The organism is Dysgonomonadaceae bacterium zrk40, from assembly GCA_016916535.1.
Taxonomy (GTDB): Bacteria; Bacteroidota; Bacteroidia; order Bacteroidales; family Dysgonomonadaceae; genus Proteiniphilum.
Genome location: CP070276.1, coordinates 2,471,144 through 2,495,756, shown reverse-complemented (window position 1 = coordinate 2,495,756; position 24,613 = coordinate 2,471,144). Strand labels below are relative to the sequence as shown.

Sequence of the window (24,613 nt, the reverse complement as noted above, 5' to 3'; positions counted from 1 at the left end):
CATCCGTTATGAACAGAATACCATTCTTTTTCACGTCACTTCTTTTCATGTTTTCTCTTCATCTCTCTGCACAGGATCTGAAACTGTGGTACGACACACCTGCAAAGATGTGGGAGGAAGCACTCCCCCTGGGCAACAGCAGGCTGGGAGCGATGGTCTATGGCAATCCTGCTGAGGAGGAGATACAACTCAACGAGGAGACCCTCTGGGGCGGATCACCCCACCGGAACGACAACACGAAAGCGGCCGGAGCGCTAAAGGAAGTACAGAATATGATCTTCCGAAAAGAGTACGGAGAAGCCGACAAACGAATCAACGAGACCTTTTTCGGGGGACCACATGGGATGCCCTACCAGACAGCCGGCAGTCTGATGCTACGTTTTAAGGATCACAGCGATTGGCAAGATTACTATCGTGAGTTGGACCTTGAAAAGGCAGTTGCCACCACACGCTATAAAGTGAGCGGTGTCACCTACACACGTGAGCTATTCACCTCTTTTTCCGATGACGTGATCATTCTGCGGCTAACAGCTGACAAAAAGAGAAGCATCTCTTTTGAAGCTTCCTATCGCAACCCGGCACAACATTCCGTCACGAAGAGTGATGAAAGGCTGGTACTAAGAGGCAAAGGGGTTGACCATGAAGGAATCGACGGGAAAATCGAATATGAGATTCAGACAGCAATCAGACAAAGTGGTGGAACAGTGGAGGTGAGTGAAGATAAGATCCGCATCATCAATGCTACGGAAGCGATTCTATACATCTCAATTGGCACCAGTTTCAGGGATTATCAATCCCTGGACAGAGATCCTGCGACAGTGGCCTCTGACCTACTGGAAGCGGCACTCTCAAAAAAATACAGCAAGGCCCTCAAAAAGCATAGTGAGATCTATGGCAAACAGTTCCAACGCTTTAGCCTTCAACTGGGACAGTACTCTGATACCCAAAGGCTGACAACTACACAGCGAATCGCATCTTTCAAAGAAACAGAAGATCCTGCTTTGGTAACGCTGCTAACACAATTTGGGCGTTACTTACTCATCTCCTCCTCACAACCTGGGGGACAGCCAGCCAACCTACAGGGGATATGGAACAACAGTACCCACCCCGCATGGGACAGCAAATATACGCTCAATATCAATGCCGAGATGAATTACTGGCCGGCAGAGGTGACCAACCTCACGGAAACCCACACCCCTTTCTTCCGGATGATGGAAGAGCTAAGTCATAGCGGTCAGGAGACCGCACGCAGTATGTACAACGCCGACGGATGGGTAGTGCACCACAACACCGATATCTGGAGGATCACCGGTCCAGTCGACTTTGCAGCAGCCGGGATGTGGCCCACCGGTGGTGCATGGCTCTGCCAGCACCTGTGGGAACACTATCTCTTCACCGGCGACAAACTCTTCCTGGAGAAATATTTCCCCGTGATGAAGGGGGCTGCCGACTTTTTTCTCTCCACCTTGGTCACACATCCGGACAACGGCTGGATGGTGGTCAGTCCCTCGGTGTCACCTGAGCATGGCCCAGTGACAGCCGGCACCACCATGGACAACCAGCTGCTGTTCGACCTGTTCACCCGTACAGCCGCAGCAAACAACTTGTTGGGGAAGGATCCGGACTACAGCAGGCAGCTGCGTGATATGGCCGACAAATTGCCACCAATGCAGATAGGCAGACACGCACAGCTGCAAGAATGGCTTGATGATGTGGATGATCCTAAAAACGAACATCGTCATGTATCACACCTCTATGGTCTTTATCCAGGGAACCAGATATCCCCCTACTCCACACCGGCGCTGTTTGATGCTGCCAGACAGTCACTGCTCTATCGCGGCGACCAGGCTACCGGCTGGTCCATCGGCTGGAAAGTGAACCTATGGGCACGTCTCCTGAATGGTGATCATGCCTACCGTATCATCCAAAACATGCTGACGTTGGCCGGTAACGGACCATTGAGAAACGGACGAACCTATCCAAACCTGTTTACGGCACACCCACCCTTTCAGATTGACGGTAACTTCGGTCTGACAGCCGGTGTGGCGGAAATGTTGCTTCAGAGTCACGATGAGGCAGTTCACCTGTTACCGGCATTGCCGGAAAGGTGGGAGAACGGATCAGTGAAGGGTATCATAGCCCGTGGAGGGTTCGAAGTATCTATTGATTGGATGAAAGGCACTTTGCAGGAAGCCACTTTCATCTCCCGGTTGGGAGGGAATCTGCGTATACGCTCTTACGTGCCACTGGAGGGAAAAGGACTCATTCCGGCATCAGGTGAAAATCCCAATCCCCTCTTTCAAAAGGAACAGGTGAAAACACCCCTGATAAGTGATGAGATTCTTGCTACCGAAAGAAATGAACTCCTTAAGGTCTATGAGTATGACTTGAAGACCAAAGCGGGTAAACGATATCATATCAGGAAGAAATAAACGGGTTATATCAACAACACACATCTCACAATAAATACAAAGCCATGAGACAGTTTCTTTTAAGCTCCTTTCTACTGATCCTATTGCAGTTTAACCTCGCTGCCCAAAATGACGGCAATAAAATAAGCAGACAACCTCTCTACCTCAACACCGCCTACACGTTTGAGGAGAGGGCGGTCGATCTTGTTTCAAGATTGACGCCGGAAGAAAAACAAACACTGCTGGGGAACACCATGTCACCGGTACCGCGACTGGGCATCAACAAGTATGATGTCTGGGGTGAGGCACTGCACGGGGTGGTAGGAAGGAACAACAATGCCGGTATGACAGCCACCTCCTTTCCCAACAGCATTGCCGTGGGCAGTACCTGGGATCCAGAGCTGATACGAAAAGAAGCTTCGGTGATTGCGGATGAAGCCCGTGGTTTCAACAACGAGCGCATCTTCACCCTCACCTACTGGTCGCCCGTCATCGAACCTGCAAGAGATCCCCGCTGGGGCCGTACCGCCGAGAGTTACAGTGAAGACCCATTCCTGGTCTCCGCACTGGCCAGCGGCTTTGTGAGAGGGATGATGGGCGATGACCCCCAATACCTTAAAACGGTCCCTACCGGCAAACACTACATCGCCAACAACAGTGAATACAACCGCCACAACGGTAACTCAGAGTTGGACGAACGGGATATGCGTGAGTACTACCTCACACCCTACAAAGCGCTGATAGAAAAGGACAATCTTCCCTCCATCATGACGGCTTACAACGCCGTAAATGGAATACCGATGTCTGCCAGCATATTTCTTGTAGACTCCGTTGCCAGGAAAACATATGGCATGAATGGATATGTGACGGGCGATTGCGGAGCCATCTCCGACATCTTCCAAGGACATCACTTCCTGAAGGATGGAGTGGAAGCCACTGCAGCCGGTTTGAAGGCTGGAGTAGACTCTGACTGCGGGGGAGAGTACCAGAGCAATGCACTGGAAGCACTGCAACAGGGTCTGGTCACCATGACAGATATCGACAGGGCATTGATCAATATGATGACCATCCGCATGCGGCTGGGCGAGTTTGATCCTCCCGCCATCGTTCCCTACTCCAGACTCAGACCCGACATCATCAACGATCCCGCACACAACGATCTGGCACTGGAGATTGCGACCAAGAGTCCCGTTCTGTTGAAAAATGAACAGGTTGCATCAACCACCACAAAAGCACTCCCATTACAAACCGCAAAGATCAGGAGAATTGCAGTCTTGGGACCACAAGCCGACAGGGTGGAGCTGGGTGATTACTCCGGACCGGTGGAAGCTCACCTGAGCATCTCCCATCTGCAGGGATTGCGCAGTTATATCGAACAACACAATCTTCCCATTGAGTTGTTCCATGGTGAAGGAGGCAATACGAGCCGCAGAACCGATTTCTTTACGCTGCGCAGCTTCACCACGCGCAGTACCGGCGGGGACCGCAAAGAGTACAACGCAACCGATTTTGATGTTGCCGCTCCCGGCATCATCGCCACAGAACGTTTTGGCAACCCTACACTACAAGGAATCAAAGATGGCGACTGGACATCTTATCACAACATTGACCTGACCCACCTGGATTCACTGATCCTACAACTGAACGTGGCACAGGGAGGCGGCACCCTGGAAGTCCGTATTGGTGCGCCCACCGGTAACATCATTGCTTCACAGAGGGTTGAAAGTGTCGGGGGTGAACGAACCTTTGGCAGAGGTTTAACTCTTCCGGTAAAGGTAAACACCCTCGGCATCACGGGGCCACAGGATATCTACTTCGTCTTTCGCGAACCACAGGCAGAGTCAATTGATCCGGAGACGCTGGAAAAGGTAGCCACCGCCGATGTGGCGCTAATTTTTGTAGGTACTGACCAGAATACCGGCAGGGAGGAATCAGACCGATACTCCCTCTCGCTACCCGGCAATCAGATGCAGCTGATAGAGGCAGTTGCAGCCGTGAACCCAAATACCATTGTGGTAATGCAGACCATGGGCATGGTAGAGGTGGAAGCCATCAAACAGAACCCGCATGTGCCCGGATTGATCTACACCGGTTACAACGGACAGGCCCAGGGTACAGCTATGGCTAAGATCCTTTTCGGTGAAGTCAACCCCAGCGGTAAGAGCAGTGTCACCTGGTATCGCTCCGTCAATGTTCTTCCTCCGTTAGGAGACTACTCACTGCGTGGAGATGAGCACAAAAACGGGCGTACATACTGGTATTTCGGCAAGGAGGTCTCCTACGAATTCGGATATGGACTCTCCTACACCACCTTTGACTATGATGAGATTACCATCAGTAAAAAGGAGATCACCCCCTATGACCGGATCACCATCACCACCGATGTGACGAACAGCGGAAAGAGAGACGGTGATGAGATTGTACAGATCTACCTCAGAACAGCCGATGCTGCAGCAAAGGGGCGACCACTCAAGCAACTGAAAGGATTCAAAAGAGTGACCATTCCTGCCGGACAGACCAAAACCGTTTCAATCGACATCGATTGTAGAGACCTTTGGTACTGGGACGCGGAACAGAACCGAATCACCTTTGATCAGGGGACCTACACATTCGAAGTGGGAGCATCGTCGCATGACATCAAGGGCAGTGTGAATGCCGTGATGATGGGACAATTCGAGCCAACACTTGAAACAGTGGTAGCCGAATCTGACAATATGATTCTCAACCCTAGTGAGTCGGCAGCGAGCCGTTTGTCGGCTACATTACTGGATGACAGCTTTGTTGCAATCGAGCATACTGAGGTTGTCTACAAAAGTACGAACCCCTCGGTGGTGACAGTAGACCAAAACGGAAAGATTACAGCACATCAACCGGGTGTTGCCTCCATCATTGCTTCTGTTACTTATAACGGTACCACCGCATCCGATAGCTATCCAGTCAAGGTGGTTCCCGACCTGACACCCGCCACCATTAGCGTGAACGGCATTCCGCTTCAATCGTTCAAACCGGAGGTAAACGCATACAGCTTCCAGATGATGAAACAATCTTCATTACCCACGGTGGAAGCAACAGCGATGAGTGAAACAACCACCGTGGAGGTCGATCAGGTCACCTCCGTTCCCGGTACTGCCATTGTACGGTTTATTGATTACCATACCATGGAGGAGAACAGCTACTACCTGAACTTTGACCACTCCTCTCAGAGTGATGAGTTCAATGATAGCAAACTCGGTTCACAGTGGGAGTGGATTCGTGAAAACAGCAACCATCACTCTTTCTCCTCAAACCAGGGGTCTCTCACCATCACCACCGAAAAGGGAGATGTCTCAGAACAAAGCAACAATGCCCGCAACCTACTGCTGCAGAGCGCCAACAATGACTGGACCATCGAAACCAAGCTGATAGGTTCCCGGGCCCCATCACAACCGGAAAATGCTGGAATCATTGCCTGGCAGGATGACCATAACTTTGTGAAGCTGATGCTACGCGCGGTGACAAAGACCACCCGCCAGAGAGGGCCACAGCCAGGGACTATCGACCTGCTGGTAGAGGAGAATGATATTGCCAGATCGGCAGTATCGTTTAACCTGAATGAGATGATTGTCGGTGACCAGCCACTTTACCTCCGTTTGACAAAAGAGGGAGCCCACTACACTGCCTACTATTCTCTCGATGGTGAAACCTATCAGTTACTTGGAAGTACGGAGGCCACCTTGCAGAATATTAAGGCGGGATTGATTGCCTGTGATGGTATCATCACACAGAGCATGACCAGTACCTTCTGGTTCGATTCAGACACATCCAAGCCGGAAACACCATTTGATGTCTCATTCGATTACTTTCACATTCATAATTCGGGAATTAAATATGAACAGATGAAAAAGTGAGTACAAAGCAAGAGAGCAGTTTTAAATCTTAAGAACAAGACGACTCTTATGTTTTTTTGACAATTATTACTATCTTTGAAGTATCGTTTTACAATGTGTAATGTATCATGGGCCATTACCGATAGGAAGTAAACTCTTCCTGATGGTTGTATGATTTTTCAGAAAGTAATTGTCAATGAAACCCAAATTCATATTTGCCCTTCTCTTTCTTTCCGTTACATACTGCTTTTCCAATGTGAAATTCTATGACATCAACTCAATTCACGGAATAAGCATGAGAGAGGTCGCATCGGTGTGCAAGGACAGAAATGGATTCATCTGGGCATCCTCTAAGAGCGGCATACTTCGGTTGACTGAAAACAGTTACCACATCTATCAATTACCCTATGAAACGCCTAACATCATCACCACAAAACTGCTTTACGACAAGGACTCACTCCTGGCTTTCACCAACAACGGTCAGATATTTCATTACAACGAGGTATATGACCGTTTCGACCTTGTCATTGACATACGTAAACCTCTGAATGACACCCATCTGGTGCTAAAAAGGATCGCAATTGACCGTTACGGATCCATCCTGATAGCCGCCTCTTCCGGTCTCTATAAGTATCAGAACCAGAAAATTATAGCATTGGGTAAGGATAAATATCACGATGTGCATGACTTTATTTGGATTGATGATCTGCATTTGTTCATGGCTACCAACAACGGGTTCTGGATGATGAATACCCATTCCCTTACCGACCGCCACATCTACAAATATGAAGAGGATAATGAATTGAACGTAACCCGGTTTTATTACAACCAACAAGATGAAACGGTTTGGGTGGGTACAAGCGCAAATGGGTTGTATTTATACAATCTTCAGAGAAACCAACTAAAGCAATCAACGCTTGAACCGTTTCCAAAGCAGCCTATCTACGCCATTGTAGCCAATACTGATACAACAGTGATGGTTGGTATTGACGGACAGGGGATTTGGGAGTTAAACAGTAATAACCAACAGGTATTGAACATCTACAAGGAGAACCCCGACAATCCTCTATCTTTGAAGGGGAATGGGGTTTATGACATCTTACATGACCAAAATAAGCGTATTTGGGTTTGTACATATAGTGGGGGACTTTCCTATTTCGATCAGGAATCGGCTGAGGTTACACAAATCACTCATCAGATCAACAACCCCAACTCACTAAGCAACGACAATGTCAACAAAGTGATTGAAGACAGCAGGGGTAACATTTGGTTTGCCACCAACAATGGGATAAGTCGTTGGGAAACATCTTCAGGCAAATGGCAAACCTATTATCAGAACCTACAGGAGCAGGCACAGGTATTTCTTTCACTCTGTGAGGACCGAAACGGCTACATCTGGGCAGGAACCTATTCATCAGGCATCTATGTCATCGATGGGATATCCGGCAGAGAGATTGCACACTACTCCAGTGATGATGGAATCTCATCACTGACAAACGACTATATCTTTGACATTATCAGGGACAGTCACGGCGATCTCTGGCTAGGCAGCCCGCTGGGACAAATCTTCCGTTATATTGAAAGTGAGAAGCGTTTCAAGGCCTACCCATTTCAACCGGTATATGCCTTTGAGGAATTCACACCCGGCAATCTACTGCTGGCATGTACCTACGGATTGCTTGTGATGGATAAAAAAACGGGACAAACACGCACAATCCTGGATGGTTATCTCCTGCATGACTTGATTGTCATTGGTGACAATGTATGGATGGGGACCTCCGGAGATGGACTGTTGCGATATAACCTGAGAGACAACACCCTTGAAAAATTCACCACAGATGAGGGATTGCTCTCAAACTATGTGAACAGTCTCCTGCGGGAAGGGAATCACCTCTGGTTGGGGACAGAATCCGGTCTATGTAAATTTGATACCGAGGAAAAAAATGTAGAAATATTCTCCTCCTTGCCCTCCTTCTTCAATGTATCCTTCAACCAGAACGCATCACTGAAGCTCTCCAACGGACAGCTCATTTGGGGTACCAGCAGTGGAGCATTGATGTTTGAACCCGATGCGATGCTTTTTTCACCCTTAAGGGGGAGAATATACTTCCAGGATATTGTCATCTCAGGACGATCTTTGCGCAACAATGAGTTTTTCACCATTGATTCCCCTCTCGATGAGCTGGAAGAGATCTCACTGAAATACGACCAAAACACACTTACTCTGGAGTTTCTCCCCATCGGAACCTCCTCTCTCTACTCAAAATTCTCCTGGAAAATGGAAGGAATAGATGATGAGTGGACCCAACCGACCAGTTCGGGAGCCATCACTTATGCCAGCATGCCAAGTGGTGACTATTCACTGAAAATACGGATGTATGACAACTCACTCAAACAGGTTGTGGAGGAGCGATCACTAAAGATTCAGATTACGCCTCCCTGGTGGAGGACGTTCTGGTTTCGACTGGCTATCATGTTGTTAACAATATCGTTATTGGTCTTTATCCTGCGTTTTTACATCAATCGGATCAGGCAACAACACGCAGAAGACAAGATTCGCTTTTTTGCCAACATGGCACACGACATACGTACATCCTTGACACTGATCAATGCACCTATCGACGAACTAAACAAGGAGAGAAACCTCTCTAACGAGGGACGTTATTACCTTAACCTAGCCACAGAACAAGCGGGAAGACTTTCCTCGGTCACAAACCAACTACTAGACTTCCAGAAGGTTGACATCGGCAAAGGTCAAGCCTTTTTGATGATGAGTGATGTGGTGAAAATTATCCGTCAACGAAGATCGATGTTCGATGCCGCTGCCTCAAAACGAAATGTTAAGCTTGTTTTCAATAGCAACAAAGATGCTTATGTAACTGCAGTAGATGAATTGAAAATTGAAAAGGTGATTGATAACCTGTTATCAAATGCCATCAAGTATTCACATCCTAAGGGCGAAGTCGAAATAAATCTAAATTGTGATCCAAACAAATGGATTCTAGAGGTAAAAGATCATGGATTGGGGATTTCAGAAAATGCCCAAAGAAAACTATTTAGGGAGTTTTACAGGGGCGACAACGTGGTCAATTCAACCATCGTCGGCTCGGGGATCGGTCTACTGTTGGTGAAAAATTACGTAGCCATGCACGGAGGGAGCATTTCCCTCGAGAGCAGAGAGAATGAGGGTTCTCTTTTCCGCATAACCATACCCTATAAAGAAGTGTCGGCTACATCACCCTCACTCAACGTCGATATTGAGAGTGTTGAAAAACATACATCCATGGTTCCGCAGGCAGAGGAATTCATCACGGCAATCAATCAGGAGAGTGAACAAAAAGAGCAGCTCCTGATTGTGGAGGACAATGATGCCCTTATAGAGTTCCTGCAACAATCTCTGCAGAGCAGGTATAAAATTGTAGCCGCAAAAGATGGAGCGATTGCCTGGGAGATGATTCAGAAAAAAATGCCCGATATGATTATCTCTGATGTGATGATGCCCAACATGGATGGGTTTGAATTATGCAGGCTTGTAAAGTCGACGTATGAAACTTCACATATTCCGGTCATCCTACTAACTGCATTGAATGAGAAATCGCAACAATTGCACGGATTGGGATTGGGAGCAGATGATTATCTCACCAAACCGTTCGACATGACATTGCTGCACCAGCGTATATTCAACATCATTCAGAATAGGAAGATTGTCAAAGAGAAAGCTCTTCGCCTGATTGATGAAGATGATGGAGAAACAATCTATCTGAACGAGCTGGACGATCAGTTTGTAAAGAAAGCAGTGAGTGTGGTTCACGCCAACATGGACAACACGCAATTCAACAAGGAGACCTTCGCCTCCGAGATGAATGTCAGTTCATCACTGCTATACAAGAAGATCAAATCATTGACAGATCTCTCACCTATTGATTTCATCAAGAGCATCCGTTTAAACCATGCCCTAAAACTGATCCAGTCCGGAAAATATTCCGTTACGGAGGTAAGTGAGCTATGTGGCTTCTCCAGCGTGAAATATTTCAGCGCAGCCTTCAAGACTTATTTCGGAAAATCACCCTCCAAGCTGTAAACTTTATTTGTTTTATCTATAAAAGTGAATTAACTATCCAAAATCAGGATACGGTCTCCCCGTTGCATGCTATATTTGCGGTAGTTCATAATCATATTTTACCACGATGAAAACAAATTTAAACCTGCCACTGCTGCTGACTGCATGCATCCTTTTGTTCACCTATTCAGGTACACATGCTCAAAAGAGCGTTCAATCAAATCAGCCCCTTTTCAGCCAATTCACCTACCAGGGAGAAGACCCTGTATACCAATCTAATCCATTAAAACCGGACGAGTTTTACAATCCGATTCTCCAGGGCTGTTACCCCGACCCCTCCATCACAAGGAAAGGAGATGATTATTTCCTTGTCTCCTCTTCCTTTGCCATGTTCCCCGGAGTGCCCATCTTTCACTCCAACGATCTGGTGAATTGGAAGCAAATAGGTCATGTGCTCGACAGGAAATCGCAGCTGATTGTACATGACAGCGGTATTAGTGCAGGGATCTATGCTCCGGCCATCAAGTACAACCCCTACAACGATACATTTTACATGATCACTACACAGTTTGCCGGTGATATTGGCAACATGGTGGTAAAAACAAAGGATCCGTTTAAAGGATGGAGTGAAGTTCAGAAACTCAATTTTGGCGGAATCGATCCCTCTCTCTTCTTCGATGACGACGGTAAGGCCTATGTGATTCACAACGATGCACCTGACAGGGGCAAAGAACTTTATGAGGGGCATCGCGTCATCAAGATATGGGAATATGACATGGAAAATGATCAGGTAATCCCCGGAAGCGACCAAATCATTGTGGATGGAGGTGTGGACATCACGCAAAAACCTATTTGGATCGAAGCTCCCCACATTTACAAGAGAAATGGCATCTATTACCTGATGTGTGCCGAGGGGGGTACCGGAGACTGGCACAGCGAAGTGATCTTCACCAGTGATCACCCAAAAGGTCCTTACACTCCTGCTGACAACAACCCCATCCTTTCACAGCGTTACCTGCATCCCGACCGGGCAAACAAGGTGGACTGGGCCGGACATGCCGACTTGGTGGAGGGTCCCGACGGTAAATACTATGGTGTCTTTCTGGCAATCCGCCCGAATGAACAGAACAGAGTCAATACCGGGCGTGAGACATTCATCCTGCCGGTAGACTGGAGCGGTAAGTATCCCGTATTCGAGAACGGGCTGATCCCCATGACACCAAAACTAAAAATGCCGGAAGGAGTAACAAATAAAACCGGTAAAGATGGATTTTTCCCCAATGGTAACTTTACCTTTCGCGATGATTTCCAATCAGACCTGGACTATCGCTGGATTGGGGTGAGAGGACCCCGTGAGGGATTTACAAAAGCTGACAAAAAAGGACTCGCACTCACACCATTCCCTGTCAACCTGAAAGCGGTTGCCCCCACTTCCACCCTCTTTCACCGGCAGCAACACAGATATTTTACTGCCACCACTACACTGCAATACCAACCTGCTTCAGAAAAGGATCTGGCCGGAATGGTTTGTTACCAGAGTGAGCGATTCTATTACCTTTTCGGAATCACCCGTAAAGGCAATCAGGATTATCTGGTATTGCAGCGCACTGAAAGAGGAACCTCAACTGTTCTTGCCAGTACCCCTATAGAGACAAAAAAAACTATCCGCCTACAGATCAACGCAAAAGGGGATGATTATCGTTTCAATTACTCAACGAACGGTGAGAGTTATCACAACCTGGGTGGAACGGTCTCCGGTGACATCCTCTCCACTGACGTTGCAGGCGGCTTCACCGGTAACCTGATCGGCTTGCATGCTACCACGAAGAATGACGCGTTCCCGGAATAATATCAACCGGGATTGCGGCGGCTCTGTAAACCTTTAAAAATAAAACCATAACATGACAAACAGAAAAAACATATGGTTCCTGTGTCTGATGACTGCAACGGTACTCAATACGGCATGGGCCCAAAGTCCGGTGAAGGAGGATTTCCAACCTTCGGAAGTCAACCAGCCGGGAAAAGAGTATCCACAGGTCAATTCTGAGGGGAGTGTGCGAGTGCAACTGGAGGCTCCAGACGCGCAATATGTACAACTTGATATCGGGGGTGTGAAATATGACCTGACAAAAAACGAGTTGGGAGTTTGGATTGGAGAGTCGGCTCCCCAGGAAGAGGGGTTTCACTATTATCAACTCAACATCGATGGAGCTTCTGTCCCTGACCCCGGAACACGCTACTTCTATGGAGCCGGACGCTGGGGCAGCGGGATTGAGATTCCCGCGCATGATCAAGAGTTCTATGCTCTCAAAAATGTGCCACACGGACGGATCAGTGAACTAAACTACTATTCTGAAATCACCCGTTCCTGGCGTCGCTGCTTTGTCTACACGCCACCCTGTTATGATGCAGGAGATGAGAAACGCTACCCGGTGCTCTACCTGCAGCATGGCAGCTTCGAAGATGAGACAGGATGGTCCGGACAAGGGAAAGCCGGTTTGATTCTCGACAACCTGATCGCGGCAGGGAAAGCCAAACCTATGATCATCGTGATGGACAATGGCTATGCATTCAGAGCCGAGGAAGAGCAGACCGGAACCAATCCGAGCCGTTCTACGATGGTGTTTGAAGAGGTGATGATTGGTGAGATCATTCCAATGATCGATCAACGTTTCCGAACCATTGATCAGCGGGAAAGCCGTGCCATCGCAGGTCTGTCGATGGGTGCCAACCAAACCATGCGCATCATCATGAACAACCTTGACAAATTTGCCTACTACGGTGGTTTCAGTGGTACCGCCAACTATCCCAGTGCTGCGGAGATTGATACTGAAAGTTTCCTTGGTGGCGTATTCAACAATGGTGACCGCATCAACGCTCAGATCAGGGTACTCTGGCTGGGTGTTGGCACTACAGAACCGGATGTGTTCCAATTGTCAATTGGCGCTTTTCGAAAGATGTTGCAGAAGCAGGGGGTTAAGCATTACTTCTACGAATCTCCTAACACCGCACACGAATGGCTCACCTGGCGCAGGTCACTATATCAGTATGCTCAATTATTATTTCATTAAATCCTTCACGATTAATCTATCAACCAATGAAATTCATAATGCAGAACATAAAACAGAATCATTCGAAATCGGTCAATCTCCTGACACTGTTGCTTTTTATATTGGGATTTTCACAGACAACCATTGCACAACAAGCCAACGTGAACCTCGATTTCAACCCGCACCAGGATACAGAGGGTTTGATTCCTTTCAGCGCACCTCTCAACTCTCCCGAGGTACATGAAGACCGTACCGTCACCTTCCGTCTAAAGGCTCCCCTTGCAACCGAGGTGATATTGAATCCAGGTGCAATTCATACGGCATTGGGAAAGGGAAATGAACCCATTCCCTTTACCAGAGGAGAAGATGGGATATGGTCGCTGACCATCGGCCCACTCGATCCCGACATCTATGCCTATCACTTCCGGGTGGACGGAATGCAGATTCCCGATCCCTCGAACACCATCGCAGCCTTCACCGCCATGCCCCCATACAGTCAGTTGGTGGTACATGGTGATGAGCCGGCTTACTATGATGCAAAGCAAGTTCTCCACGGCGTTGTGACCCGACACATCTACCACTCCAATGTCACAGACGGGGAACGTGAGTTATATGTTTACACCCCACCCGGATATCACAGCGATAAGCAGTACCCTGTGCTCTACCTGCTTGGTGGGAGCGGTGAACTTCCCTCCAACTGGGTCTACGATGGCAGGGTGAATCTTATTATGGACAACTTGCTGGCTGAAGGGAAAGCGGAACCGATGCTGATCGTCATCCCCAACAATCAGATCATCCACAGGAACCATCCCCGCCATGCAGAACTGACGTTCGACCTATTCGAACGAGAGCTGCGAGAACATGTCATCCCGTTGGTTGATGATTGTTACGCTACCCGTAAGGAGCCCAAAGGAAGGGCAATCTCGGGGCTTTCTATGGGTGGCCGTCACAGTATGTTCATCGGTTTCCGTTCACTTGACCTGTTTGCCAATTTCGGCATCCTCAGCGCCGGTGACACCGACCCAGAGACTACGTTGCAGCACTTTCTGGAGGAGCCACAGGTAAACAGCAAGGTTGATTATCTATTCGTAGGTCAGGGCACCAAAGAGGCTCAGGGCTTCTTCAACCTTCGTTGCCAGGCACTACACGATGCGCTTACCAATCACGGGATAGAACATGAGTACTACGTCGGCGGCAATGGCGGCCACGACTGGTCCACCTGGCGCCATCTGCTCTACTACCGCTTTTTACCCAACTTATGGAGAAAATAAACAATAAGATATCATTTATTGAAACAGATCAACCACAAATCAGAAGAATAAAAATGAAAATGAATTGTCCCTTTACAAAAAGCAGTAGGATACTGCTTATCCTACTCCTGATCCTGCTGCGAATTTCAGCCATCGAGTCATCTATTGCACAAAACCCTATCGTCCAGACACGCTATACAGCCGATCCGGCCCCCATGGTATGGAACGACCGGCTATACCTCTATACCACCCACGACGCCGACGGATCTACCTGGTTCACCATGGACGACTGGCGGCTCTACTCCACCAACGACATGGTGAACTGGACCGACCACGGCGTGGTACTCTCATACAGCGATTTCGTATGGGCTAAAGGGGATGCTTGGGCGGCCCAGTGCATTGAGAGAAATGGGAAATTCTACATGTATGTGCCGATGATCTCCAGGGAGAACAACCGGGGTGCCATTGGTGTGGCGGTGGCCGACAGTCCCCTGGGACCTTTTTACGACCCTCTGGGCAAACCGCTGGCGCAAACCGATTGGGGAGACATCGATCCCACGGTTTTCATCGACGACGACGGACAAGCTTATCTCTACTGGGGAAATCCCAACCTCTACTACGTGAAGCTGAACGAAGATATGATCTCCTACGAGGGAGATATCGTGAAGGTACCCCTCACCGCGGAGTCATTCGGAAAAAGAGAAGGTGACCCGCAGCGCAGCACCCTCTATGAGGAGGGACCTTGGCTCTATAAGAGAAACGATCTTTACTACCTCTTCTGGCCGGGAGGACCTCTGCCGGAACACATCGGCTACTCCACCAGCCAGAGTCCGGAAGGGCCATGGAAGTATGGGGGTGTGGTGATGCCGGCACAGGGAGGGGCTTTTACCAATCACCCCGGAGTGATCGACTTTCGCGGTCAGACCTACTTCTTTTATCACAACGGTGCCCTCCCGGGCGGCGGTGGCTTCACCCGTTCTGTGGCTGTGGAGAAAATGCGATTCAATCCTGATGGATCCATCCCGCAATTGAACATGACCGAAGGCATCAGCAAGGGTCTGGCTACACTGAATCCTTATCTGTTGAACCATGCTGAGACCATTGCCTTCTCCGAAGGATTCAAGTCGTCCCACAACGACCAGGTAGGGGTTTTTGTGACGGCTAACAATGACGGCAGCTATATCAAAATACGCGATGTCGATTTTCGAGAGAAAGGTGCCACTCAATTCACCGCCCGAGTTGCCACCACCCATAACGATCCCATCACCCTGGAGGTGAGGCTGGGAAGTCGTGAGGGTGAGAAGATCGCTTCAGTGCGTATCCCGCGTACCGGTGGCAGCGACCGCTGGGCAGTGGTATCGGCTGATCTGAACGGAATCACCGGACTACACGATCTCTACTTCGTTGTAAAGGGAAACCCGAAAAGCCACCTGATGTACTTCGATTACTGGAAGTTCTCTGAATAAAGAAACTTTATCAATCAACAATCGAATGTTTGACCATTCACAAATAACGAAATCATAACAACAATGAAATATCTTTTTATTACCCTCTCTATCTTATTCACCTTCACCACCCACACCCTGTTGGCACAGATTGCCACCTTGACCAGCCCTGACGGGAAGCTCAACCTACAGTTCTACGTTGAGGAAGGACAACCCCAATACTCTGTAGAGTATGAAGGCAATACCATTCTGGAACAGTCACCACTGGGCATTGTTACCAATGAAGGGGATTTTAGCACCAACCTCACCTATGAAGGACATCAAACCTCAACGGTAGAGAAGAACTACACCCAGGATAAGATCAAGCAGTCTAACGTTCGCTATGAAGCCAACAAGATGGTCGTTTCTCTAGAGGATGCAAGGCAGAGAGGACTGCAAATCGTGTTCCAGGTAAGCAACAACGATGTGGCCTTTCGTTACGAGCTTCCGCAATGGGGTGAGCGAAGAGCCTGCGTGGTTGAAAAAGAAGCTACGGGATTCAAGTTCCCGGAGTTCACAACCACCTTTCTCTCTCCAATGATGGGTGCGATGGGGGCATTCGCCCGGACCTCTCCCAGCTACGAGAGTGGCTATACCAACGATGAGCCTGTGGGAAAACCGACCCATGGCAACCTGGGGTATGTATTCCCGGGACTCTTCCGCATCGGTGACGACGGCTGGGCATTGATCTCCGAGACAGGGGTCACCAGTAAGTACTGCGCCTCCCACCTGAGTGATGGCACCCGGGAGGGGCTCTACAGGGTAGCTTTTCCAGAAATGAGGCAGAACAACGGATTTGGGAGCACAGGTGCACAGCTCTCACTGCCCGGTGTCACCCCATGGCGTACTATCACGGTGGGCAGCAGTCTGAAACCTATCGTAGAAACCACCATCCCGTTTGACCTGGTGGATCCACTCTATGAAGCCTCACAGGAGTACCAGTACGGAAGGGGCACCTGGAGCTGGATCGTATGGCAGGACCAAAGCATGAACTGGGATGATCAGGTGAAATACATTGACTTGGCTTCGGAGATGGGATATGAATACATCCTGATTGATGCGTTGTGGGACACCAACATCGGCTATGAGAAAATGGAGGAGCTGATTGGATATGCCAAATCCAAGAATGTAGACGTTTTCCTCTGGTACAACTCCAACGGCGGATTCAATGATGCACCACAAGGACCCAGAAACAGGCTGAACAGCTCCATTTCAAGGAAAGAGGAGATGAAATGGCTGAAAAAAGTAGGTGTGAAAGGATTAAAAGTAGATTTTTTCGGAGGAGACAAGCAAGAGACGATGCGTTATTACGAAGACATTTTATCTGACGCCAATGACTACGGTTTGATGATCATCTTCCATGGATGTACGTTGCCCCGCGGATGGGAACGGCTCTACCCCAACTATGTAGGGAGCGAGGCGGTACTCGCCTCCGAAATGTTGATCTTCTCACAGGATGTGCGGGAGAAAGAGGCATTCTATGCAACCCTGCATCCCTTTATCCGCAACAGCGTGGGGAGCATGGAGTTTGGTGGGGTCTTTATGAACAAGTTCCTCAACAGGGGAAACAGCAGGGGACAAAAACGACTCACCACAGATGTGTTCCAGATTGCTACCGGTATCCTCTTTCAAAATGCGGTGCAAATGTTTGCATTAACCCCCAACAACCTGACCGACGCACCAACTTCCCTGATCGACTTCATGAAATCGATTCCCACCACATGGGAAGAGACATTGTATATCGACGGTTACCCGGGTAAGTACTCGGTCATTGCCCGCCGTCATGGTGAGCAGTGGTACATTGCCGGGGTCAATGCCCTGAAAGATCCTTTGGAACTCGAGCTGGCCCTTCCCATGATTGCCGGGAAGAAAGTGACGATTTACAGCGACACCAACGACAAAGAACCGTTGGTCACCGACCAAAGAATCAAAAGAAACGGTAAGGTGAGCGTCACGCTTCAGTCTGGTGGGGGCTTTGTAATCACACAATAAGTAACTAACACGGTTAGAATGAATGAATCATTCAATAAAACAGAAATGAAAACAAGAATCATCGGTTTGTTCGTTTTTCTTTTGCTTAGCTTTGCATCTCTGCAGGCACAGGAGAAACTATACAACAACGAGTTTCCGATCTCGGATGTGACGCTACTCGAAGGCCCTCTGAAACAAGCCCGTGATCTGAACCTTCAACTCCTGCTGCAGTACGATGTAGATCGCCTGCTGGCTCCCTACCGCAAGGTAGCAGGACTGGAAGAAAAGGCGGCAAGCTATCCCAACTGGGATGGACTGGATGGGCATATCGCTGGGCACTACCTCTCCGCCATGGCCATCAATTATGCTGCCACCGGCAACGATGCCTGTAAGGAACGGTTGGAATACATGCTTACCGAACTTAAAGCCTGCCTGGAAGCGAATGCTACAAATAATGCTGAATGGGGAATTGGCTATATTGGCGGTTTTCCCAATAGTGCGGCACTGTGGTCAGCATTTAAAAAAGGGGATTTCGGAATCTACATGGGGGCATGGGCTCCCTTTTACAACCTGCATAAGATGTATGCCGGTTTAAGGGATGCCTGGCTTTATGCAGACAACGAGCTCGGCAAATCGCTCTTTCTTCAGTTTTGTGACTGGGGCATCGACATCACTGCCGACCTGAGCGACGAGCAGATGGAAACGATGCTCAATATGGAACATGGAGGTATGAATGAGATTTTTGCCGATGCTTACCAGATCACACGCGATGAAAAATACCTGAGAGCCGCAAAAAGGTATTCACATAAAATGTTTCTTGAGCCCTTGTCTCAGGGGATTGACAACCTGGACAATAAGCATGCCAACACACAGATACCCAAGTTCATCGGCTTTGCCCGAATCGCGGAACTGAGCGGTGACAAAGTATATGAAGATGCGGGACGTTTCTCTTGGGAAACCATTGTCCAAAATCGCACACTCGCTTTCGGAGGAAACAGTCGCCGGGAACATTTCCCCAGTGTGGCGTCTTCCGGTGATTACATTAACGATGTAGACGGTCCTGAGACGTGCAATTCCTACAACATGCTAAAATTGACCGAAGACCTGTTCCGCGTCTGTCCGTCGGCACATTACGCCGATTACTATGAACGGACCCTGTTCAATCACATTCTGTCAACCCAGCACCCGGAACATGGGGGTTATGTCTATTTCACCACGGTGCGGCCCCGTCACTATCGGGTCTATTCAACCCCCAACAACGCCATGTGGTGCTGTGTGGGTACGGGCATGGAGAACCACAGTAAATACAACCAGTTTATTTACACCCATACCGGCGATTCACTCTACCTGAACCTTTTTGTTGCGTCTGAACTCAATTGGAAGAATAAAAAAGTCAGGATAAGACAGGAAACCGGTTTCCCATACGAAGAGGGTATGAAGCTTACCATTACGGAAGGATCTTCATACTTCCCTTTAATGGTTCGGAACCCGGAATGGGTAAAAGAAGGAGCATTGATCATCAGGATAAACGGCAAGGAGGTGAAGTACGATTCACCCCCCTCCTCCTACATCTGCATTGAGAGAAAATGGGTAGAGGGGGATGTTCTGGAAGTGGATTTTCCGATGCACAACAGAGTCGAACAGCTGCCCAACCTGGAGAACTATATCGCATTTATGCGTGGTCCCATCCTGTTGGGTGCCAAAACAGGCAGCGAAGACATGAGGGGATTGCTTGCCGATGATGGCCGCTGGGCACAATATCCGGGCGGTAAGCTGTTACCGGTGGACCAGGCACCGATACTGATAGAGGATGACATAAGTCAGATAGCTGACAAACTGATTCCGATTAAGGATCAGCCATTGCGATTCAAGCTGAATGTCAAAATGGAGAATCCGATGGAAGTGACACTGGAGCCGTTTGCAAAAATACATGATGCAAGGTATATAATATATTGGCTGGCACTTACAAACGATGGATACAGCGCATACAAAGACTCACTGACAGCGATTGAAAACGAAAAAATCGCCATTGAACAGCGTACAATCGATTTTGTGGCTACCGGTGAGCAACAACCGGAGACAGACCATGCCATGCAGAGTGAACACTCCACAACAGGGAACAGCAACAACCAGTTCTATCGTGAAGCAAACAGGGATGGTTATTTCAGCTATGAAATGAAAACCGGGTCAGAAACCAGTCTCACCCTTCTGGTACGTTATTGGGGTGCAGAGTGGGGAGGTCGTAAGTTTGACATCTACATCGACGATGATAAGTTGTTGACAGAAGAGAATACCGGACGCTGGAACCAGTCAAGGTTCTTTGATGTGGCATATACGATCCCTGATTCGATGGTCAGAGACAAGCAGCAGATTCGGGTTAGGTTTCAGTCACTTCCCGGCAACACCGCCGGAGCAGTATACTTTATCCGATTGCTGAGGCAGTGACCCATCAATAATACAATATGAACCGTCACACAAACACATTAAATAAATAATCAAATGAAGAATTTTGTCATTTTTTTTCAGGTCTCACTTTCGTTATTGGTGTTGCTTGGAATGGGTCTTCAGAGTCCATTGTCAGCTCAATCAGCTGATCATGCAAATCTACCTGAACCGAGAGTCGTAGAAGATGGGGGAACAGTATCATTTAAGGCCATCATGTATACCGATGAGGGATTAGCAACGCATACCATTTTTCGTCCCGAAGAGTTGAGCCCGTTTGGCGAAAATAACAAGCTGCCCGTAATCGCCTGGGGCAACGGCGCCTGTGCCAACTCCCCCTGGGAGCATGTCAACTTCCTATCGGAAGTGGCCTCTCATGGCTTCCTGGTGATCGCCATCGGCCCCATGCCGGAGGAGGGAGAACGCGGCGGCGGCAGATCTACAGCTTCTCAATTGCTGGATGCGATTGACTGGGCTATCGCGCAGAATGATGACCCTTCAAGTCCCTTCTACAACAAGGTGGATGTGACCAAGATTGCGGTCAGCGGGATGTCCTGTGGCGGCCTGCAGACACTTGAGGTGGCTCCCGATCCGCGGGTAACCACTGCCGTAGTTTGCAACAGCGGCATCATTGGAGGCGGAGGTGGTATGCCTGGTATGCCCGCCCTCACCAAGGATCACCTGAATAAACTGCACACCCCTACCCTTTACCTATTGGGTGGTGAGACCGATATCGCTTACAACAATGGGATGGATGATTTCAATCGTATCAACCATGTACCTGTATTTGTGGCCAATATGGATGTGGGGCACGGTGGCACCTACAGTCAACCCCATGGCGGCGCTTTTGCCGTGGTGGCCACCGCATGGTACAAATGGCAGCTGAAAGGGGATCAGGAGGCCGGAAAGCTATTTACCGGCAACCCATGTGGACTTTCCCTATCAGATATATGGACCGTTGACAAGAAAAATCTGCCTTAATGAAAAAAATGACAATCATCATCATGCTCCTGCTGTTAGCAGGAAACAGACTGGGCTACGCACAACATAGTATTCCACCCCAGCGCCCCATCATCCAGACAAAGTATACCGCCGATCCGGCGCCACTGGTGTATAATGACACGGTGTTTCTTTACACCAGTCACGACGAGGATGACGCCATGGGCTTCAAAATGCAGGACTGGCTGCTCTACTCCTCTACCGACATGGTCAACTGGACCGAACATGGTGCGGTAGCCTCTCTTAAGGATTTTGCATGGGTTCCCTACGACAACGGTGCCTGGGCGGTACAATGCATTGAACGCAATGGGAAGTTCTATCTCTACTGTCCCATGCCCGGAAATGTGGGCATTGGCGTTTTGGTAGCCGATAGTCCTTATGGGCCCTTCAAAGACCCAATTGGCAAGCCGTTAATCAAAAACAGCAATCACGACATCGACCCCACCGTGATGATAGACGATGATGGCCAGGCCTACATGTACTGGGGAAATCCAAAAGTCTATTATGTAAAGCTGAATGAAGACATGATCTCCTATTCCGGAGAGATCATGCAGGATCCCACCACCCCTGCAAACTACCAGGAGGGGCCCTGGGTCTGGAAACGCAATGGGTTGTATTACATGGCCTACGCTTCCACCTGCTGTCCCGAGGGAATCGGCTACGCCATGAGCAGCAAGCCCACCGGAGCATGGGAATACAAAGGAATGATCATTGATGCCTCGGAGCTGAGCCGCGGAAATCACCCGGGAATCATTGAATACAAAGGGAAGTCCTATGTATTTGGGCATAGTTACGATCTGTTGAAACAGATCACTCCCAAGTTCTATGAGCGTCGCTCGGTGGATATGGATGAGATGTACTACAACTCTGATGGTACCATCCGGAACAGGCATTATTTCTCGGTTGAAGGTCCTGAGCAGGTGGCCACACTGAACCCCTATGTTCGCGTTGAAGCGGAGACCATGGCCTGGAGTGAAGGGGTTAAAACCAGGTTTAAAACGGAATGGGAAGGCGATTTCGACTGGGCCCGGGGAAAGAGGATCGCCGACCGACAGTTTGTAACGGCCATTCAAAATGGTGATTACATTAAAGTACAAGGTGTCAATCTGGCTGACGGAGCCAAATTAGTGGAAGTGAGCGTTTCACCCATCTACGGTGGAGCAATTGAAATCCGTATTGACGGAATTGACGGCCCCCTGATTGCTACTGTTGAGGTGAATAAAACAAGTCAATCCGGACTTTGGGAAACCTTCACTGCCGCTGTCAAAGAAGTTGGAGGGGTACATGATCTTTACTTTGTTTTTAGAGGAGAAAAAGATCTGTTCGACTTCGATTGGTGGCAAATGAAATGAATCCGGAAGGATCTGTGAGTATGTAAAATAACTCAATCAGCTGATGCAAAAAATACTTAATTTACTGTTTATCACATCCCTTTGTCTCTTTTCAGGTATCTTCGGATCCTGTACGGATGATGTGACGGAAAACAATACGGTGGCCTACGCTACCTTTTCACTTGATAACATCACCCTCGCTCCCAATGGGGGAGAAGTGAGCTTTTCTGTTGAGTGGTCCGCAACAACCTGGGAAATCAGGATGGAGGAAGAGAGTGGGATGATCACGCAAATATCACCCACGAGCGGAGGAAACAGGAACAAACAATACGGACAGAACCAAATCACCGTACAGTTCAGTGAAAATAGTACGGAAAAGCGTCGCACACAGGTGCTTTTCCTGATAAACGCGGAGTCAGGTGAACGTTCGCAACTGACACTGATACAGGACTCCAGGCTGGTACCGTTATCCATTCAACCGGACAATTCGGTCCGCTATCAGTATGTCCATGGTTTCGGAGGCATGTACAATCCCAAAATATGGCTGTCACCCGACAATCTGATCACCGGTGATGAACTGCTGAAGATGTACAGCCCGGAGGGTTTGGGATACAACATCCTCCGTCTGATGATCTATCCTGATGAAGCTGATTGGAGTGCTGATGTGGAAGGTGCCAGACTGGCTCAGCAACAGGGTGCGATAGTGATAGCCGCACCATGGGACTGTACCGATGACTATGCAGAAATAATCATACAGAACGGACGGGAATACAAGCATCTGAAACAGGAACATTATCACGACTATGCAAACCATCTGATCAGGTACATCAATTTCATGAAGGAGCATGGAATTAATATCTTTGCCGTTTCGGTGCAAAACGAACCGGATATGGAGTTCACCTTCTGGCATCCGGAAGAGGTGGTTAAATTTGTAAAGGAGCATGGGGCCAGCATCAGGGAAACGGGAGTGAAACTGATGGCGCCGGAAGCCTGTGGGATGTCGGCAGAATACACTGATCCGGTATTGAATGATCCGGTGGCGTTCGATCAAACCGATATCATAGCCGGTCATCTCTATCAGGGCTTTGTGAAAACGGAGGAGAGCAGTTATGTCAAAAACAGGCATGATTATATTGTGGGATTGTACAACGGGAGACTGGCTGCTGCCGGCAAGAGCTGGTGGATGACCGAGCACCTGTTCAACGACGGAGAAAAAGAGAGCAACCCCGCCCTGTGGCAGTTCCAGGATTGGTCCTACAACCTGGAGACACTGGCACTGGAGATCCATATGTGTATGGAGGGGTATTGTAGCGCCTATATCTACTGGTACCTGAAGCGTTTCTACGGCATGATTGGCGATCATGATGCGAGAAGTGCTGCAGCACCGGGTGAAGTATTGAAGAATGGCTATATCCTTTCGCACTACGCCAAATATGCTTCCGGCATGTCACGGACAAAGGTGGATGTCGGAGCACCCGATGTGAAGGCAACAGCATACATCAACGATGAGGAAACAGAAATCAGCATTGTGCTGTTGAACATGAAAGCGGATGCTTGGTTGGGTCAGATTTCAATCCCAGGAACCATCAGTCAGATTAGTGCCCATGAAACTACAGTAGCAAGAAACATGCAACCGACAACTGCCACTGTGGGGGCGGACAAACATAGTGCGACTGTCAATATTGCGGGAAACAGCATTATTTCCGTGAGGATTCAGGTAAAATAATTGAGAAACCGTTCACCATTAAT

General features: G+C 48.7%; 12 protein-coding genes. All 12 read left to right on the top strand.

Annotated features, from left to right (window positions below; genetic code table 11):
• Positions 1-8: 8 nt before the first annotated feature.
• The 12 genes from JS578_10460 to JS578_10405 all read left to right on the top strand — a co-directional run bounded on the left by JS578_10460 (position 9) and on the right by JS578_10405 (position 24,590).
• Positions 9-2,432, top strand: coding sequence for a glycoside hydrolase family 95 protein (locus tag JS578_10460; GenBank protein QRX63283.1), 2,424 nt, complete (start codon positions 9-11; stop codon positions 2,430-2,432).
• A 44-nt stretch (positions 2,433-2,476) separates the two neighbouring features.
• A complete protein-coding gene (locus JS578_10455; GenBank protein ID QRX63282.1) occupies positions 2,477-6,298 on the top strand; it encodes a glycoside hydrolase family 3 C-terminal domain-containing protein in 3,822 nt (1,273 codons plus the stop codon).
• A 175-nt stretch (positions 6,299-6,473) separates the two neighbouring features.
• Positions 6,474-10,358, top strand: coding sequence for a response regulator (locus JS578_10450; protein QRX63281.1), 3,885 nt, complete (start codon positions 6,474-6,476; stop codon positions 10,356-10,358).
• Between the two features lie 106 nt (positions 10,359-10,464).
• On the top strand, positions 10,465-12,186 hold the full coding sequence (locus tag JS578_10445) for a glycoside hydrolase family 43 protein (protein QRX63280.1): 1,722 nt from the start codon (positions 10,465-10,467) through the stop codon (positions 12,184-12,186).
• An 88-nt stretch (positions 12,187-12,274) separates the two neighbouring features.
• Positions 12,275-13,408: an esterase gene (locus tag JS578_10440; GenBank protein QRX64990.1), complete on the top strand. Its 1,134-nt coding sequence runs from the start codon at positions 12,275-12,277 to the stop codon at positions 13,406-13,408.
• 38 nt (positions 13,409-13,446) lie between these two features.
• Entirely contained in the window at positions 13,447-14,658 is a 1,212-nt protein-coding gene (locus JS578_10435) for a hypothetical protein (protein ID QRX63279.1), read from the top strand.
• 59 nt (positions 14,659-14,717) lie between these two features.
• Positions 14,718-16,103 (top strand): family 43 glycosylhydrolase, encoded by a 1,386-nt coding sequence (locus JS578_10430; protein QRX64989.1) that lies wholly within the window; start codon positions 14,718-14,720, stop codon positions 16,101-16,103.
• Between the two features lie 63 nt (positions 16,104-16,166).
• Positions 16,167-18,113, top strand: coding sequence for a glycoside hydrolase family 97 catalytic domain-containing protein (locus JS578_10425; protein ID QRX63278.1), 1,947 nt, complete (start codon positions 16,167-16,169; stop codon positions 18,111-18,113).
• Between the two features lie 45 nt (positions 18,114-18,158).
• On the top strand, positions 18,159-20,537 hold the full coding sequence (locus JS578_10420; protein ID QRX63277.1) for a glycoside hydrolase family 127 protein: 2,379 nt from the start codon (positions 18,159-18,161) through the stop codon (positions 20,535-20,537).
• Between the two features lie 54 nt (positions 20,538-20,591).
• A complete protein-coding gene (locus JS578_10415; protein QRX63276.1) occupies positions 20,592-21,515 on the top strand; it encodes an alpha/beta hydrolase in 924 nt (307 codons plus the stop codon).
• On the top strand, positions 21,515-22,885 hold the full coding sequence (locus tag JS578_10410; GenBank protein QRX63275.1) for a family 43 glycosylhydrolase: 1,371 nt from the start codon (positions 21,515-21,517) through the stop codon (positions 22,883-22,885). The genes JS578_10415 and JS578_10410 overlap by 1 nt, the downstream gene beginning before the upstream one ends.
• Before the next feature lie 196 nt (positions 22,886-23,081).
• A complete protein-coding gene (locus JS578_10405; GenBank protein ID QRX64988.1) occupies positions 23,082-24,590 on the top strand; it encodes a hypothetical protein in 1,509 nt (502 codons plus the stop codon).
• The last annotated feature ends 23 nt before the right edge of the window (positions 24,591-24,613 follow it).

Coding starts and splice junctions, on each gene's coding strand:
- JS578_10460 (QRX63283.1), top strand. CDS start 9: ATGAACAGAATACCATTCTTTTTCACGTCACTTCTTTTCATGTTTTCT.
- JS578_10455 (QRX63282.1), top strand. CDS start 2,477: ATGAGACAGTTTCTTTTAAGCTCCTTTCTACTGATCCTATTGCAGTTT.
- JS578_10450 (QRX63281.1), top strand. CDS start 6,474: ATGAAACCCAAATTCATATTTGCCCTTCTCTTTCTTTCCGTTACATAC.
- JS578_10445 (QRX63280.1), top strand. CDS start 10,465: ATGAAAACAAATTTAAACCTGCCACTGCTGCTGACTGCATGCATCCTT.
- JS578_10440 (QRX64990.1), top strand. CDS start 12,275: ATGACTGCAACGGTACTCAATACGGCATGGGCCCAAAGTCCGGTGAAG.
- JS578_10435 (QRX63279.1), top strand. CDS start 13,447: ATGCAGAACATAAAACAGAATCATTCGAAATCGGTCAATCTCCTGACA.
- JS578_10430 (QRX64989.1), top strand. CDS start 14,718: ATGAATTGTCCCTTTACAAAAAGCAGTAGGATACTGCTTATCCTACTC.
- JS578_10425 (QRX63278.1), top strand. CDS start 16,167: ATGAAATATCTTTTTATTACCCTCTCTATCTTATTCACCTTCACCACC.
- JS578_10420 (QRX63277.1), top strand. CDS start 18,159: ATGAAAACAAGAATCATCGGTTTGTTCGTTTTTCTTTTGCTTAGCTTT.
- JS578_10415 (QRX63276.1), top strand. CDS start 20,592: ATGAAGAATTTTGTCATTTTTTTTCAGGTCTCACTTTCGTTATTGGTG.
- JS578_10410 (QRX63275.1), top strand. CDS start 21,515: ATGAAAAAAATGACAATCATCATCATGCTCCTGCTGTTAGCAGGAAAC.